Annotated in this window: 12 protein-coding genes; 6 read left to right on the plus strand and 6 right to left on the minus strand. The window is 62.4% G+C overall.

Annotation, left to right across the window (positions count from 1 at the left end; translation table 11 throughout):
• Positions 1-15: 15 nt before the first annotated feature.
• The 4 genes from CLU92_RS13060 to CLU92_RS13075 form a co-directional block, all read right to left on the minus strand.
• Positions 16-1,806, minus strand: coding sequence for an iron ABC transporter permease (locus tag CLU92_RS13060; RefSeq protein WP_101482233.1), 1,791 nt, complete (start codon positions 1,804-1,806; stop codon positions 16-18).
• An 81-nt stretch (positions 1,807-1,887) separates the two neighbouring features.
• Entirely contained in the window at positions 1,888-2,985 is a 1,098-nt protein-coding gene (locus CLU92_RS13065; RefSeq protein WP_101482234.1) for an ABC transporter substrate-binding protein, read from the minus strand.
• 44 nt (positions 2,986-3,029) lie between these two features.
• A complete protein-coding gene (locus tag CLU92_RS13070) occupies positions 3,030-4,010 on the minus strand; it encodes a tripartite tricarboxylate transporter substrate binding protein (protein ID WP_180338511.1) in 981 nt (326 codons plus the stop codon).
• A gap of 3 nt (positions 4,011-4,013) precedes the next feature.
• On the minus strand, positions 4,014-5,075 hold the full coding sequence (locus CLU92_RS13075; RefSeq protein WP_101482235.1) for a porin: 1,062 nt from the start codon (positions 5,073-5,075) through the stop codon (positions 4,014-4,016).
• A gap of 202 nt (positions 5,076-5,277) precedes the next feature.
• On the opposite strand from CLU92_RS13075, the gene CLU92_RS13080 reads away from it, so the two are divergent.
• From CLU92_RS13080 to CLU92_RS13090, 3 genes are read left to right on the plus strand one after another with little or no spacing between them, the layout of a single operon-like run.
• Positions 5,278-6,000: a response regulator gene (locus CLU92_RS13080; RefSeq protein ID WP_101484663.1), complete on the plus strand. Its 723-nt coding sequence runs from the start codon at positions 5,278-5,280 to the stop codon at positions 5,998-6,000.
• 2 nt (positions 6,001-6,002) lie between these two features.
• Complete coding sequence (locus CLU92_RS13085) at positions 6,003-7,517, plus strand: sensor histidine kinase (RefSeq protein ID WP_373917964.1); 1,515 nt, start codon at positions 6,003-6,005, stop codon at positions 7,515-7,517.
• A 23-nt stretch (positions 7,518-7,540) separates the two neighbouring features.
• Positions 7,541-7,894 carry a ribonuclease E inhibitor RraB gene (locus CLU92_RS13090; protein ID WP_101482236.1) on the plus strand — a complete coding sequence of 118 codons (354 nt, stop codon included), beginning with the start codon at positions 7,541-7,543 and terminating at the stop codon, positions 7,892-7,894.
• 110 nt (positions 7,895-8,004) lie between these two features.
• On the opposite strand, the gene CLU92_RS13095 is transcribed toward CLU92_RS13090, so the two are convergent.
• A complete protein-coding gene (locus CLU92_RS13095; RefSeq protein WP_101482237.1) occupies positions 8,005-9,327 on the minus strand; it encodes a homoserine dehydrogenase in 1,323 nt (440 codons plus the stop codon).
• Between the two features lie 87 nt (positions 9,328-9,414).
• Positions 9,415-10,644: a pyridoxal phosphate-dependent aminotransferase gene (locus CLU92_RS13100; protein ID WP_071076139.1), complete on the minus strand. Its 1,230-nt coding sequence runs from the start codon at positions 10,642-10,644 to the stop codon at positions 9,415-9,417.
• Positions 10,645-11,065: 421 nt separating this feature from the next.
• Between CLU92_RS13100 and CLU92_RS13105 the strand changes: the two genes are divergently transcribed.
• From CLU92_RS13105 to CLU92_RS13115, 3 genes are all read left to right on the plus strand, one after another.
• Entirely contained in the window at positions 11,066-11,458 is a 393-nt protein-coding gene (locus CLU92_RS13105; protein ID WP_101482238.1) for an Mth938-like domain-containing protein, read from the plus strand.
• Positions 11,455-13,128: a glycosyltransferase family 39 protein gene (locus CLU92_RS13110; RefSeq protein ID WP_101482239.1), complete on the plus strand. Its 1,674-nt coding sequence runs from the start codon at positions 11,455-11,457 to the stop codon at positions 13,126-13,128. Before CLU92_RS13105 ends, CLU92_RS13110 begins: the two co-directional genes overlap by 4 nt.
• A 203-nt stretch (positions 13,129-13,331) precedes the next feature.
• On the plus strand, positions 13,332-14,468 hold the full coding sequence (locus tag CLU92_RS13115) for a DegT/DnrJ/EryC1/StrS aminotransferase family protein (protein ID WP_101482240.1): 1,137 nt from the start codon (positions 13,332-13,334) through the stop codon (positions 14,466-14,468).
• Position 14,469: the final 1 nt, after the last annotated feature.

The raw sequence follows: 14,469 nt of genomic DNA on the forward strand, positions 1-14,469 counted from the left end.
TCTCAGTCTTTGTATTTAGTTATGCAGCTTGACGCCGAAGCGCAGCGCGATGCCCAGGCCGATGGCCACCAGGGTGATATTGATGAAGGACAGCGCCGCCACCAGGTCGGTCGAGCCGCCTGCCCACAGCGACACCAGCATGGCGCCGATCACTTCCGTGCCCGGCGAAAGCAGGTACACACCCGTCGAGTATTCGCGCTCGAAGATCAGGAACACCATCAGCCAGGCGCCCAGCAAGCCGTATTTGATCAGCGGCAGCGTGACGTCGCGCGTCACCTGGCCACGGCTGGCACCAACGGCGCGCGCCGCCTCTTCCAGCTCCGGCCCCACCTGCAGCAGCGCGGTGGAAATGAGCCGCATGCCGTAAGCCATCCACACCACCGAATACGCCAGCCACAGGGCGAAAATCGTCGAGCGCACTTCGCGCAGCACGGGGATGACATGACCGCTCAGCCACAGGGCCACGCCGTTGTCCATGCCCTTGAGCATGCCGTCAAGCCAGGCCGGCACGAACAGGAACACCCACAGGAACGACAGGCCGGCCAGCAGGCCCGGCACGGCGCGCGGCACCAGCACGCTGTAGTCGAGCAGGCGCGTGATGCCGTCCTGCTTGCGGTGCATGGCCAGCGCGATGAAGCTGTAGCAGCCCACGGCCAGGGCGCCGCCGACGACGCCGATCAGTATGGTGTTGACGATACCGCGCACCAGCGATGGCTGGTCGAAAATATCGCGGAAATGCTGCAGTGTCAGCACGTCGGCCAGATGCACGCCTTCGCCCCAGTACTGCACGAATGAGCGCAGCACGATGCCCGTCAATGGCAGGATGATGGTGAAGATCAGCCAGCCGGCCAGCAAGGCAAACGCCAGCCATTTCCAGCGGCCCAGCGGCATGGCCTTGCTGCGCGCGCCCTTGCCCTTGATCGATACATACTTGTTGGCGGACTTGAGCAGCCAGCGCTGTATCATCACCAGCGGCATGGTCACCATCACCAGGCAGACGGCGACGGCGGCCATCAGGTGGTAAGACGGCGTGCCCAGTTTATTCGTCAGCTTGTACAGATAGGTTGGCAGCACCAAATGGCCTTCCGGATCACCGAGCACCAGCACCAGGCCGAACACTTCGAAGCCGAGGAAGAACACCAGCACGCCAGCATACGCCAGCGCAGGCATGATCATCGGCAGTGACACATTAAGCATCACCTGGATCGGCGAGGCGCCCGCCACGCGGGCCGCTTCCTCCACGTCCGAACCCAGGCTTTTCAGCGCCGAAGAAGCATACAGGTAGACGTGCGGCACGTGCGTCAGGCCGGCAATGATGACGATGCTGGTGAAGGAATAAATATTCCAGGGCACGAAGCCGAGCAGCTCCTTGGCCCAGATCGAGTAAAAGCCCACGGGCCCCATCGAGACGACGTAGCCAAAGCCCATCACCATCGGCGAGACAAAGATGGGCACCAGCAGCATGGGCGCCACCCAGCCGCGGCCGGGCAAGTCGGTGCGCACCATCAAGAAGGCCAGCATGCCGCCCAGCGGCACGGCGATGACGGTCAGGCCGAAGGCCAGCATCAGGCCATTCTTGAAGGCCATGGCGAAATCGGGATCATCGAAGATGAAACGGTAGGAGTCAAAGCCGAATTCGCGCACGGGCATGAAAAACGGCGCGTTCAAAAAGCTCTGATAAAAAATCAGGAACAGCGGCAAGAAGATGGCGATCAGCGTGATCGTCACGACCACGCCGCGCGACCAGTTCAGGCGCGACAAGGGAGAGCGCGACCGTGCAGGCAGCGGCAAGATGGCAGTTTGCATGATGAATCCAATGAATGAAGGGTGCGGCATCCGTCCGCAGGTATGCGCCTGCGGACGGCTAAGACGGCCTAGGAACGATTCCTACTTCTTGCCGGCTGTTTCTTTCCACTGTTTCAGGAAGGCCATGCGCTTGGCCGGTCCCAGAAATTGCAGGATGATCGGGTGCACGGGAATCGGCTTGACGTTGGCCGCACCGATTTGCTTGATCAGGTCAGCCGACGTGGTTTCGCCCGTGACGTCAGCGCGGATGGCGAACAGCTTGGCGCCGTTGGCGATGATGGTCTGGCCGCGATGCGACAAGATGTAATCGAGCCACAGTTTGCTGGCATTGACGTTCTTCGCGTTCTTGTTGATGAACTGCACGCGCGACAGGATCAGGGTGTAATCCTTGGGCAGCACCACGCCGATCGACGGATCGGTCTTGGCGCGCACCAGGGCATACGAGCCCAGCACGTTGTAGCCGATCAGGTTTTCACCCGACGAGATGCGCTCCATCATGGTGCCCGTCGACGACTGCACGCGCACCTTGGCCGTGCCAAAGGCGTTTTGCAGCGCCAGGAATTGCGGATATTCTTTCGCATCCTGCGCCATGAACATGAAGCCCACGCCCGATTTTTCGATGTCGTAGGTGGTGACCTTGTCCTTGAATTTCGGCGTGGCGATCAGCTTGACGAAGTCGTCGTGATTCTTCGGCACTTCCTTGGGATCGAGCAGGCGCTTGTTGTAGACAATGGCGGCCGGCTCGAACGTGGTGCCGTAAGCCTGATCATCCCACATGGCCCAGCCGGGGATCTTCGCCGCTTCGACCGATTTGTACTTGAGCGCATAGCCATCGGAGGCCAGGCGCATCTGCAAGTCCATCGCCGACGACCACATCACGTCGGCAGTGTTGCCGCCGGCGGCCACTTCGGAAATGAAGCGGTTATACACTTCGGTGGAATTCATGTCGTTGTATTCGACCGAAATGCCCGGATACAGGGCGCTGAAATCCTTGATCAGCGGAGCGGCAGCCTTGCTGTCGGTGGCGCTGTAAATCACCACCTTGCCTTCCTTCTTGGCCGCGTCGATGATCTTCTGGTAGTCGGCCGGATAGCCGGCCGGCACTTGCGCGAAAGCGGCGCCGGCCAGGCTGGCAAACGCGGTGGCAAAGGCGGCTTGAAGCAGGGTCTTGGTTTGCATGGGTTGTCTCCGTCTATGAATAGGTTTTTTTAATAGGATGTCGTTCAGCGCATCAGGCCAAGCTCATTCGCTTGCCTGGCATACTCATCGACCGCCTTCTTGACATATGCTGTCAGCTTCGGCCCCGTCAGGGCGAATGGGTACAAGCCGGCCTGCGCGCGCCACTCGGCGAACTGCGGCGTGGCCATGACACGGTCAAAGGTGGCCACCCAGCGCTGGTAGTCCGCCTCGGGCACCTGGGGTCCCATCCACACGCCACGGATGATGGGCCAGACCACGTCGAAGCCCTGCTCGCGCGCCGTCGGCACGCCGGCCAGCACGCCGGGCAGGCGCTTTTCCGACAGTACCGCGAGCACGCGCGCATGGTTGGCGCTGGCGTTCAGTGTGGCCTCCGACGTGTCGCCCGAGACCACCTGCACATAATCGGCCTGCATCGCCGTAAACACTTCGCCGCCGCCTTCGAGCGCAACAAAACGCAGCACTTTCGGATCGATGCCGGCATGACGCGCCAGCAGTGCCATCTTCAGCCAGTCCTGGCTGCCGATGGTGCCGGAGACGCCGATCAGCACCTTGTCAGGATGCTGGCGCAGCGCAGCGATCAGGTCGGCCAGGCTCTTGTAGGGCGAATCGCTGCGCACGGCGATCATGCCGTAGTCGGCGCCCAGCGCCGCCACCCAGCGCACGTCGCCCGCCTTCGCATTGCCAAACTTGCCCTGCGCCAGGTTGAGCAGCGAACCGCCTGAAAACGCCACCAGCGTGTTCGCTTCCGCGCGGCGTCGTTGCGATGCCATCGAGTGCCAGGCCACGGCGCCAATGCCACCGGGCAGATAACTGATGCGCATTGGGCCCGCCACGCCTGCCGCGCCCTCCTGCGCCAGGCCTTTTTTCGCCAGCTTGCACGTCAAATCCATGGCGCCGCCCGGCTTGGACGGCACCACGCACTCGGCCGGCGCGGACGCCTGTGCCCCGGCCACGGCGGGCAGCAGGCACAGCAACGACAGGAATAGGGAGCGCAGCATCGTCATGGCTTAGAAGCGGTGCTGGATGCCGGCGATCAGGCCGCGCTGCGTGTCGCCGAAACCGGCATCGTCACGCGACAGGCTGACCAGCTGGTTGTGCTTGGCCTTGGCATACGCGCCGGCCACATACAGGTCGGTGCGCTTGGACAGGGCATAGCGCACGCGCGCCACGTACATGATCGGATCTGCGTCGAGGTTGGCGGCCACGTTTTTCACGTCCTGGTAGTAGATCACGCCCGTCAGGGTGATGACCGGCGTGGTCTTGTAGCTGACGCCGCCCCAGTACAGGGTGCCGCGCACGTCGGCCTTGCCGGAGGCAGCCGGATCGAGCTTGTAGTCGCGCGCCGCCGCCTGCACTTTCCACGGGCCGTCGTCATACATGGCGCCCAGGTGGTACGCGGTGGTCTTGTCGCGCGCGCCGCCGGCGATGGCATTGCCGTTCACCTGTTCATACGTGGCCAGCAGGCTGACAGGGCCGGTCTTGTAGGTGACGGCCGTGGCCAGCTTGGCGCTGTCCGAGTTGCCCGTCGACTGTTCGCCGAAACCGTACGATGCGCCGTAGCTGAAGTCGCCCGTCTTGCCCGAATACTTGACCATGTTGTCGAAGGCCGTCGTCATGCCGTATTTGCTCGGGCCCGTCGCGTTGGCCGAAGTGGCCCACGAGTAGAACGGTGCATAGGCCATCGGATCGAACGGCAGCACGAAGTCATACACGGTGGTGAAGGAGCGGCCCAGCACGACGCGGCCAAACGCGCCTTCCAGGCCCACATTGGCCTGGCGCTTGAACAGCGCGCCATCGGCCGCGCCCGTGTCGACCAGAATGCCGCCTTCCAGATTGAAGACGGCCTTCAGGCCGCCGCCCAGGTCTTCGCTGCCCAGGATGCCCCAGCGCGAGGTGTTCATGCCGCCGGAGCTCACCTGCGTCATCGAGCTTTTGTTCGGACCGGCGTTGCTGGTGTTGCTGATGCCGGCGTCCAGGCGGCCGTACAGGGTGACGTTCGACTGGGCCTGGGCGCTGCCGGCAGCGGCGAGTACCGCCATGGCGGCCAGCGAGAATGCAGTTTTCTTCATGTAAAGTGTCTCCCTTAGATATAGTTATTGGTGATATACCTGATCAATTTCATGAATCAGGATCACACTATATGAGCGCCATCCTTTCAATTGGCTTTCAGCATGACAGGTGTCGCCGGCCAGCCACAATGGACATCAACATATTCATCGCCTGCCCTGCCGCCAGGCTTACACTGCATCATTTCAACGAATGGCGGAGACCATGCGCATATTATTAGTGGAAGACCATCTGGAGCTGTCGCACTGGCTGGCAAAGGCCCTGCGCGACGCGCACCTGACGGTGGAGACCGCCCACAACGGCGCAGATGCCGACGCCCTGCTGCATACGCAGGAATACTCGCTGGTGCTGCTCGACCTGACACTGCCGAAGATGGATGGGCTGGACGTGCTGCGCCGCCTGCGGGCGCGCGGCGGCACGCGCGGCAAGACGCCCGTCATGATACTTACGGCGCGTGGCGGCCTGGATGAGAAAGTGCAGGGCCTGAACCTGGGCGCAGACGACTACATGGCCAAGCCGTTCGAGCTGGCCGAACTGGAAGCGCGCGTGAAAGCCCTGCTGCGCCGCAGCCAGGGCAACGAAGCGCTCGTGCACACCTGCGGCGCGCTCAGTTTCGACACCGTCACGCGCATGTTCAGCTATGCAGGCGCCGCCTTCCCCCTGACGCCGCGCGAACACGCGGTGCTCGAGGCGCTGATCACGCGCTCCGGGCGCGCCGTATCGAAGGAAAAGCTGTTCGATGAAGTGTTCGCGCTGGCCGACGACGTCAACCTGGACGCCATCGAACTGTATATCCACCGCGTGCGCAAGAAACTCGAAAGCGGTGTGGAAAGCGGCTCACCCGACGGCGCCGTCATCACCACCCTGCGCGGCATCGGCTACCTGCTGCAACCGCGCAGCGCCATGGTGCCGGCCACGCCACGATGAGCGTGCGCGCCCCACACCTGCCCGTATTCGAGCGCCTGCGTCGGCGCTGGGGGCAGGGCCGCCCGCTGGGCAGCCTGCGCAGCCAGCTGCTGCGCTGGCTGCTCATCCCGCTGGTGATGCTGGTGCTGCTGGACGCCGTCTTTGTCTACCGCAACGCGCTCGACGCGGCCGACATGGCCTACGACCGCTCCCTGCTGGCATCGACGCGGGCGCTGGCCGAGCGCGTCTCCATCGTTGGCGGCAAGGTGGTGGCCGAAGTGCCTTACGTGGCGCTCGACAGCTTCGAGACCGATACCCTGGGCCGCATCTACTACAAGGTCACGGGCATCAACGGCGAACTGGTCTCGGGCTATGGCGACTTGCCGCCCGTGCCGAAAAACGTGCCTCGCTCGCAGAACTACCCCGCCCTGGTGCGCTTCTACCACGCCGATTACCACGGCAAGCCGATCCGCATCGCCGCCCTGCTGCAACCCGTGTATGACGACTCGATGCGCGGCATCGCCCTGATACAGGTGGCTGAAACGCTGGACGCGCGGCGCGGCCTGTCGAACCAGATCCTGTTCGATACCCTGAGCTGGCAGGCGGCGATGATACTGGTGATGGGCGCCCTCGTCTGGTTTGCCGTGCGCCTGGTGCTGCGGCCGCTAATGCGTTTGAAAACGGAAGTCGAGACACGCACCTTGTCTGACCTGTCCGACGTCGATCCCAAGCTGGTGCACAAGGAAATGCGCCCGCTGGTGAGCGCCATGAACGGTTCCATGTCGCGCCTGCAGCAGCTGATCGCCAGCCAGCGCCGCTTCATCGCCGACGCCTCGCACCAGCTGCGCACGCCGTTGACGGTGCTGAAGACCCAGGCCGAACTGGCCATGCGCGAATGTGACCGCCAGGCCGGCACGCCGCCGGACATGGCCGCCCTGCGCGACATTGTGCGCTCGATCGCCGCCACCACGGATTCGACCGTGCTGCTGGCCAACCGCCTGCTGACCCTGGCCCGCATCGAGCATGGCGGCGACAGCCTGGCCATGGATACCGTCTCGCTGCGCGACATGGCGCAGCAGGTGGGGTTGGAAATGGCCATGGCTGCCGTCGGCAAAAATATCGATTTATCGCTGGAAGCGCCCGATGACGCGCCCGTGCATGGCCAGGCCTTGCTGCTGCACGAACTGCTGGCCAACCTAGTCGACAATGCCCTGCGCTACACACCGCAGGGCGGCAGCGTGATCCTGCGCGTGCGCGCGGCGCAGGCAAGGAACGGGCACGGCGCCGTGCTGGAGGTGGAGGATAGCGGTGCCGGCATCCTGCCTGCGGAACGTGAACGGGTATTTACGCCGTTCTACCGGGTTGGCGCGGCACTCGAGAGCAACCCTGGCGGCGCCGGCCTGGGACTGGCCATCGTGCGCGACATCGCTGCCCTGCATGGCGCGCGCCTGGAACTGGCCACGGCGGCGAATGGACATGGACTGAAAGTCGGCGTGTATTTCACCGCAACGCCAGTCGATGCTAAGATCGCGCCCTGAGATTTTAATGAAGGCCCACTGCCATGATGACCAAAGAAGACGTAACCGAACTGTTTGCCAATATCGCAGAAAACGCGCCGTGGGATTTGTCCCAGCCGCTGCTGTGGGGCTATTACTTCACCAACCCCACGTCCGAACCACTGGAACAGGCCGCCACCCTGCTGGCGCTGCAGGGCTACCGCCCCGTGGAACTGTACCAGCCCGAACTGGACGACGCGGCCGCCGCCCCAGTGTGGGTGCTGCACGTGGAAAAAGCCGAAGTGCATGGCGTCGATAGTCTGCACGCGCGCAATGGCGAACTGATGGCGTTTGCCCAGGAAAACCAGCTGGCCAGCTATGACGGCATGGATGTGGGTCCCGTCGGTACCGCAGAGTAGGTCGGATTAGGTCCGCAGGACCGTAATCCGACAGCACCATCGGCCACGCCAACATCACGAATAAAAAACGGCGCCCTCGGCGCCGTTTTTGCGTGGATCGCTGAAAACGCTCAGCTCAGGTTTTCCAGGCGGATCTTGGTCACCGTGCCCACCACGCTGTTCAATGCTTCCATCTTTTCGATGGCGGCCGTGACGTTCTTCTCCTGCGTCTGGTGCGTCAGCATGATGATGTCCGTATGCGTCTCGCCCTCGGCCGGCTCTTTTTGCAGCATGGCGTCGATCGAGATGCTGCGTTCGGCCAGGATGCGCGTCAGGTCGGCCAGCACGCCCGGCTGGTCGGCCACGTGCATGCGCAGGTAGTAGCTGGTGGTGATTTCCGACATCGGCAAAATCGCGATATCGGTCATCGCGTTCGGCTGGAAGGCCAGGTGCGGCACGCGGTGTTCCGGGTCGGCCGTGGCCAGGCGCGTGATGTCGACCAGGTCGGCGATCACCGACGAGGCGGTCGGCTCGGCGCCCGCGCCACGGCCCGAGTACAGGCTGGCACCGACGGCGTCGCCATGCACCAGCACCGCGTTCATGGCGCCTTCCACGTTGGCGATCAAGCGCTTGGCCGGGATCAGGGTCGGATGCACGCGCAGCTCGATGCCTTCCACGCCGTTGACGGTGGCGCGCTTGGTAATGCCCAGCAGCTTGATGCGGTAGCCCAGCTGCTCGGCGTAGCGGATGTCGACGGCATTGAGGTTGCTGATGCCTTCCACGTAGGCCTTGTCGAACTGCACCGGGATACCGAAGGCGATGGCCGACATGATGGTGGCCTTGTGCGCGGCATCGACGCCCTCGATGTCGAAGGTGGGGTCGGCTTCCGCGTAGCCGAGTTCCTGCGCCTGTTTCAGCACGGTGGCGAAATCGAGGCCCTTGTCGCGCATCTCGGACAAAATGAAATTGGTGGTGCCGTTGATGATGCCGGCGATCCATTCGATGCGGTTGGCCGTCAAGCCTTCGCGCAGCGCCTTGATGATGGGGATGCCGCCGGCGACCGCCGCTTCGAAGGCCACCATGACGCCCTTGTCCTGGGCGGCGGCGAAGATTTCGTTGCCGTGCACGGCCAGCAGGGCCTTGTTGGCCGTGACCACGTGCTTGCCGTTGGCAATCGCCTGCATCACCAGGGTTTTCGACAGGTCGTAGCCGCCGATCAGTTCGACGACGATATCGATCTCGGGATCGTTGACGATCAGGTAGGGGTCACTAACGACCTTGCAGCCGCCGGCGACCAGCGCTTCGGCGCGCGCCACGTCGCGCACGGCGACGGCGACGACTTCAATGCCGCGGCCCGCGCGGCGCTTGATTTCTTCCTGGTTGCGTTTCAGGACGCTGAACGTGCCGTAACCGACATTGCCCAGGCCCAGCAGGCCGATCTTGATGGATTTCATAGTTGTGCTTGACTGCTCATAAGTGGCGCCCCCCTTTGGCGGCGCCAGGTTGATCGGTATGGTTGATCGAGATTGCTGCTGGCCGGTTCAGCCCCGGCCGTGACGTTTGCGGTAACCTTCGAGGAAGCGCGCAATGCGCCCCATGGCCTCGGTCAGGTCATCGGAGTTGGGCAGGAAGACGACGCGGAAATGGTCGGGCGCGATCCAGTTGAAGCCCGTGCCCTGTACGATCAGGACCTTGGCTTCGGCCAGTAATTCATAGGCAAACTGCTGGTCGTCGGCGATCGGATAGATCTCCGGGTCCAGGCGCGGGAACATGTACAGCGCGGCCTTCGGCTTGACACAGGTAACGCCCGGGATATCGGTCAGCAGCTTGTGCGCCAGATCGCGCTGTTTCAACAGGCGCCCGCCGGGCCCCACCAGGTCTTGTATGCTCTGGTAACCGCCAAGCGCCGTCTGGATGGCAAACTGCCCCGGCGCGTTGGCGCATAGCCGCATCGAGGCCAGCATGTTGAGGCCTTCGATGTAATCTTTTGCGTGGCGCTTTTCGCCCGAGACCACCATCCAGCCGGAGCGGTAGCCGCAGGAGCGGTAATTCTTCGACAGGCCGTTCATGGTGATGAACAACACGTCGTCGGCCAGCGAGGCGATCGACACGTGCTCGGCTTCGTCGTACAGCACCTTGTCGTAGATCTCGTCGGCGAAAATGATCAATTGGTGCTGGCGCGCCAGGTCGACGATCTGCTGCAGCACGGAAACCGGGTACAAGGCGCCAGTGGGATTGTTCGGGTTGATGACGACGATGGCTTTGGTTTGCGGCGTAATCTTGCGGCGCATGTCCTCGATATCGGGATACCACTCGTTCTGCTCGTCGCACACATAATGCACGGGATTGCCGCCCGACAGGCTGACGGCGGCCGTCCACAGCGGATAGTCAGGCGCCGGCACCAGCACTTCGTCACCACTGTTGAGCAGGGCGTTCATCGACATGACGATCAGTTCCGAGGCGCCGTTGCCCAGGTAGATGTCATCGATGGTCACGCCGGCGATATTCTTGCCTTGCGTGTAATGCATGACGGCCTTGCGTGGCGCGAACATGCCTTTCGAATCCGTGTAGCCGGCCGCATTCTGCAGATTGAGCATCATGTCGCGCACGATTTCATCGGGCGGATCGAAGCCGAATACGGCCAGATTGCCGATATTGAGCTTGGTGATCTTGTGGCCTTCTTCTTCCATTTGCCTGGATTTTTCCAGGACCGGGCCGCGGATGTCATAGCAGACGTCCGCCAATTTATTCGATTTCTGAATCGGTCGCAAAATAAATCCCTGTCGTGATGCGGCGCGGCCGGCCTACGCTTGCAGCATGAAAGCCGCGCCAGAACTGTGAACTCGTGAGACTGCAATGCGAAAACAACCATTCTCGCCGAAAGCAGGCCATTTTATCAAATTAAACATGGCAAATTGCAGCATTTCGCGCCGTTTATGCCACGCCATCCGGCACGCGCGTGCTTTTTCCACCGGAAGCTCTTCATCTTCTCTTAATCTTTGCCTACTACTATGGCAAGCGCCGCCTGCCATAGTTACTCCAAAGAATTACCCATAGATTGCAAATTGGAAAGGATGTTGCTTTTCAGTCGCTCTTTTCTGTCACTTATGGCATGCTTGCGCCCTTGGCGCGCAGCGCGCATCCGCACCGCGCGCACACCGATCAACCGACACGAACAGCCCCGACATCGCCATGAAACTGCATGCCAGCAGCACCCAACAATACCAAACCGTCACAGGCTACGATGAAAATGGCGTGGAGATCAATGCCCAGCCATACAACTACAGCCTGATCGTCATGCCGGAAATGCCACCACGGGCGTGGGATGTCGGCAGTTTCGAGCAGCTGAGCGAGGCACATTTCGCGCAAATCCTGGCCGATGCGCCCGACGTGGTCATCCTCGGTACGGGCGAGCGCCAGCGTTTCGTGCATCCGAAGCTGACGGCCGCGCTGACCATGCGCCGCATCGGCGTCGAGTGCATGGATAGCCAGGCAGCCTGCCGCACCTACAATATCCTGATGGGCGAAGGCCGCAAAGTCACCCTGGCCCTGATTCTGGCTCCCGGCGCAGGCAGCGCTGCATGAAAATCAATGTCAACGAACTGCACAGCTCGAGGCTGCTGATGTGGTCCCTGCTGGGCATCTTCATCGTCGTCACCCTGTATGCGTTGGGCGTGCGTACCCTGGTGCCGCCCGACGAGGGCCGCTATGCCGAGATGGCGCGCGAAATGTTCGTCACGGGCGACTGGATTACCACGCGCCTGAACGGCATCAAATACTTTGAAAAGCCGCCACTGCAAACGTGGATGAATGCGCTGACCTTCGCCGCCTTCGGCCTGGGCGAATGGCAGGCACGCCTGTGGACTGGCCTGTGCGGCATCATCGGCGTGTGCATGACAGCATTTGCGGGCAAGAAAGTGTTCGGTCCGCGCGTGGGCCTGTATGCTGGTCTGGTACTGGCGTCGAGCCTGTTCTGGCTGGCTTCCGGCCAGATCAATTCGCTCGACATGGGCCTGTCCGGCATGATGACCCTGACCCTGGCCAGCCTGCTGGTGGCCCAGCGCGACGACGCCACCGCGGGTGAGCGCCGCAACTGGATGCTGGTATGCTGGGCTGGCATGGCGCTGGCCGTGCTGGCCAAGGGCTTGATCGGCATCGTCTTGCCGGGCGCCGTGCTGGTGCTGTATTCGCTGTGCGCGCGCGACTGGCGCATCTGGACGCGTCTGCATCTGGTCAAGGGCTTGCTGGTGTTCTTTGCCATCGCCACACCGTGGTTCGTGCTGGTCGCCCTGCGCAATCCGGAGCAGCCGCATTTCTTCTTCATCCACGAGCATTTCCAGCGCTTCCTGATGAAGGGGCACAAGCGCGAAGGCGCCTGGTACTACTTCCTGGTCCTGCTCATTCCCGGCATCCTGCCATGGATAGGCGTGCTGCCGCAAAGCCTGGCCGCCGCCTTCAAGCGCCAGGAGGGTGCCTTCCAGCCCCGCTTGATGCTGCTGGTCTGGGCCGTCTTCATTTTCTTCTTCTTCAGCTATTCGACCTCGAAGCTGCCTGGCTATATCGTGCCCATCTTCCCAGCGCTGGCCCTGCTGGTGGCGCTGTACCTGGAATCGGCGTCGCGCCGCCAGCGCCTGTTCGCCGCAGGCCTGCTGTGCGTGCTGGGCGCGGCCATCCTTATCGGCGGACCGATCGCCTTCGGCAAGGCCAGCGCGCGCGACGCGGAAGCCTTGATCGCGCTCAAGGGCTACCAGCCATGGCTGATGGCGGCCGGCTTCTTCGCCCTGGCCGGCGGCGCCCTGGCCTTGCTGCATGCGCGCCAGTTGCGCCGCGACATGACCGTGCTGACGATCGCCGGCGCCGGCTTCCTGGCCACGCACTGCATCCTGGCCGGTTCCGAACTGTATGGCCAGAACCGCGCAGGCACCGACATGCTGCCGCAGATCCAGGCCGAACTGACGGCCGATACCAAGCTCTATTCTGTCGGCATTTATGAACAGTCGCTCACGTATTACCTGCAGCGGCCCGTGATCCTCGTCGATTACTGGGATGAATTCACGTTTGGCCTGAAACAGCAGCCCGAACTGTCCATCCCGACCATCGAACCGTTCATCACGCAGTGGACGAACGATGCCAACGCCGGCGTGCACGACATGGCCATTATCAGCCTGGACCGTTACAAGAGCTTGCAACAACGTGGCGTGCCCATGCGTGTTATTGCCGAGGACGCGCGCCGCATGGTGATTGCCAACAAATAAATGTTTAAAGGAGTGCGAGCCAGTGCGGCTCGCACTCCCGGCCAGCTTGCCGCACCCCATACCAGCATGATTTTTCACCGCTGAACCGACTGCGCCGCCATACTGACGATATAAAATAGCTATGCCTGCCGGCGGACGTTGACCGCATTGGCAGCCTCGGCGACGACGCCCCTGACAAAATACAGAACCAAGAACCGCACCCCATGACCTCTACCCTGCCCTTTTTGCCTTTTTCCAAACCCACCATCGATGAAGCAACCATCGCCGCCGTCGGCGAGGTGCTGCGCTCGGGCTGGATCACCAGCGGCCCGAAAGTGCAAGCCTTCGAAGCCCAGCTGTCCGAGTATTTCGGCGGGCGCCCCGTGCGCACCTTCAATTCGGGTACCTGTACCATGGAAATCGCGCTGCGCATCGCCGGTGTCAAGCCTGGCGACGAAGTCATCACGACGCCCGTGTCATGGGTAGCGACGGCCAACGTCATCATCGAAGTGGGCGCCACGCCCGTGTTTGCCGATATCGACCCCGTCACCCGGAATATCGACCTCGACAAGCTGGAAGCGGCCATCACCCCGCGTACGAAAGCCATCATCCCCGTCTACCTTTCGGGCCTGCCTGTCGACATGGACCGCCTGTACGCGATTGCTGAAAAGTACAATTTAAGGGTCGTGGAAGATGCGGCGCAAGCGTTCGGTTCCACCTGGAAGGGCAAGCGCATCGGCGCGTTTGGCGACTTCGTCTCGTTCAGCTTCCAGGCGAACAAGAACATCACCACGGGCGAAGGCGGCTGCCTCGTCCTCAACAACCTGGAAGAAGCCAGGCTGGCCGAGAAGTACCGGCTGCAAGGCGTCACGCGCAGCGGCGTCGACGGCATCGATGTCGATGTTCTGGGCGGCAAATACAATATGAGCGACATCATGGCCGCCATCGGACTGGGCCAGTTTGCCAACATCGAGGCCATCACGGCCCACCGCCGCGCACTGGCACGCCACTACTTCGCGCAATTCGGCAGCGACTTCGAAGCGGCGAGCGGCGCCCAGCTGCCCGTGCAGGATTTCGACAACAGCAACTGGCATTTGTTCCAGATCATCCTGCCCGACAACGGCCCCGGTACGCGCGCCGCGTTCATGCAGCAAATGGCGCAGCAAAACGTGGGAACGGGCTATCATTACGCACCGATCCACTTGTTTACCATGTATCGCGAACGCGGCTTTACCGAGGGCATGTTCCCCGTCTCGGAAAAGATCGGCCGCCTGACCGTGACCTTGCCAATGTTCTACGCCATGACGACACAGGACGTGGAGCGGGCCGTCGCCACCGTCAAATCCATCCTCATCAAGTGAG

The sequence above is a fragment of the Janthinobacterium sp. 61 genome (assembly GCF_002846335.1).
Lineage (GTDB): Bacteria > Pseudomonadota > Gammaproteobacteria > Burkholderiales > Burkholderiaceae_D > Janthinobacterium.

Excerpts from the sequence above, each read along its gene's own strand:
- CLU92_RS13060 (WP_101482233.1), bottom strand. The coding sequence starts at position 1,806 with ATGCAAACTGCCATCTTGCCGCTGCCTGCACGGTCGCGCTCTCCCTTG.
- CLU92_RS13065 (WP_101482234.1), bottom strand. The coding sequence starts at position 2,985 with ATGCAAACCAAGACCCTGCTTCAAGCCGCCTTTGCCACCGCGTTTGCC.
- CLU92_RS13070 (WP_180338511.1), bottom strand. The coding sequence starts at position 4,010 with ATGACGATGCTGCGCTCCCTATTCCTGTCGTTGCTGTGCCTGCTGCCC.
- CLU92_RS13075 (WP_101482235.1), bottom strand. The coding sequence starts at position 5,075 with ATGAAGAAAACTGCATTCTCGCTGGCCGCCATGGCGGTACTCGCCGCT.
- CLU92_RS13080 (WP_101484663.1), top strand. The coding sequence starts at position 5,278 with ATGCGCATATTATTAGTGGAAGACCATCTGGAGCTGTCGCACTGGCTG.
- CLU92_RS13090 (WP_101482236.1), top strand. The coding sequence starts at position 7,541 with ATGATGACCAAAGAAGACGTAACCGAACTGTTTGCCAATATCGCAGAA.
- CLU92_RS13095 (WP_101482237.1), bottom strand. The coding sequence starts at position 9,327 with ATGAAATCCATCAAGATCGGCCTGCTGGGCCTGGGCAATGTCGGTTAC.
- CLU92_RS13105 (WP_101482238.1), top strand. The coding sequence starts at position 11,066 with ATGAAACTGCATGCCAGCAGCACCCAACAATACCAAACCGTCACAGGC.
- CLU92_RS13110 (WP_101482239.1), top strand. The coding sequence starts at position 11,455 with ATGAAAATCAATGTCAACGAACTGCACAGCTCGAGGCTGCTGATGTGG.
- CLU92_RS13115 (WP_101482240.1), top strand. The coding sequence starts at position 13,332 with ATGACCTCTACCCTGCCCTTTTTGCCTTTTTCCAAACCCACCATCGAT.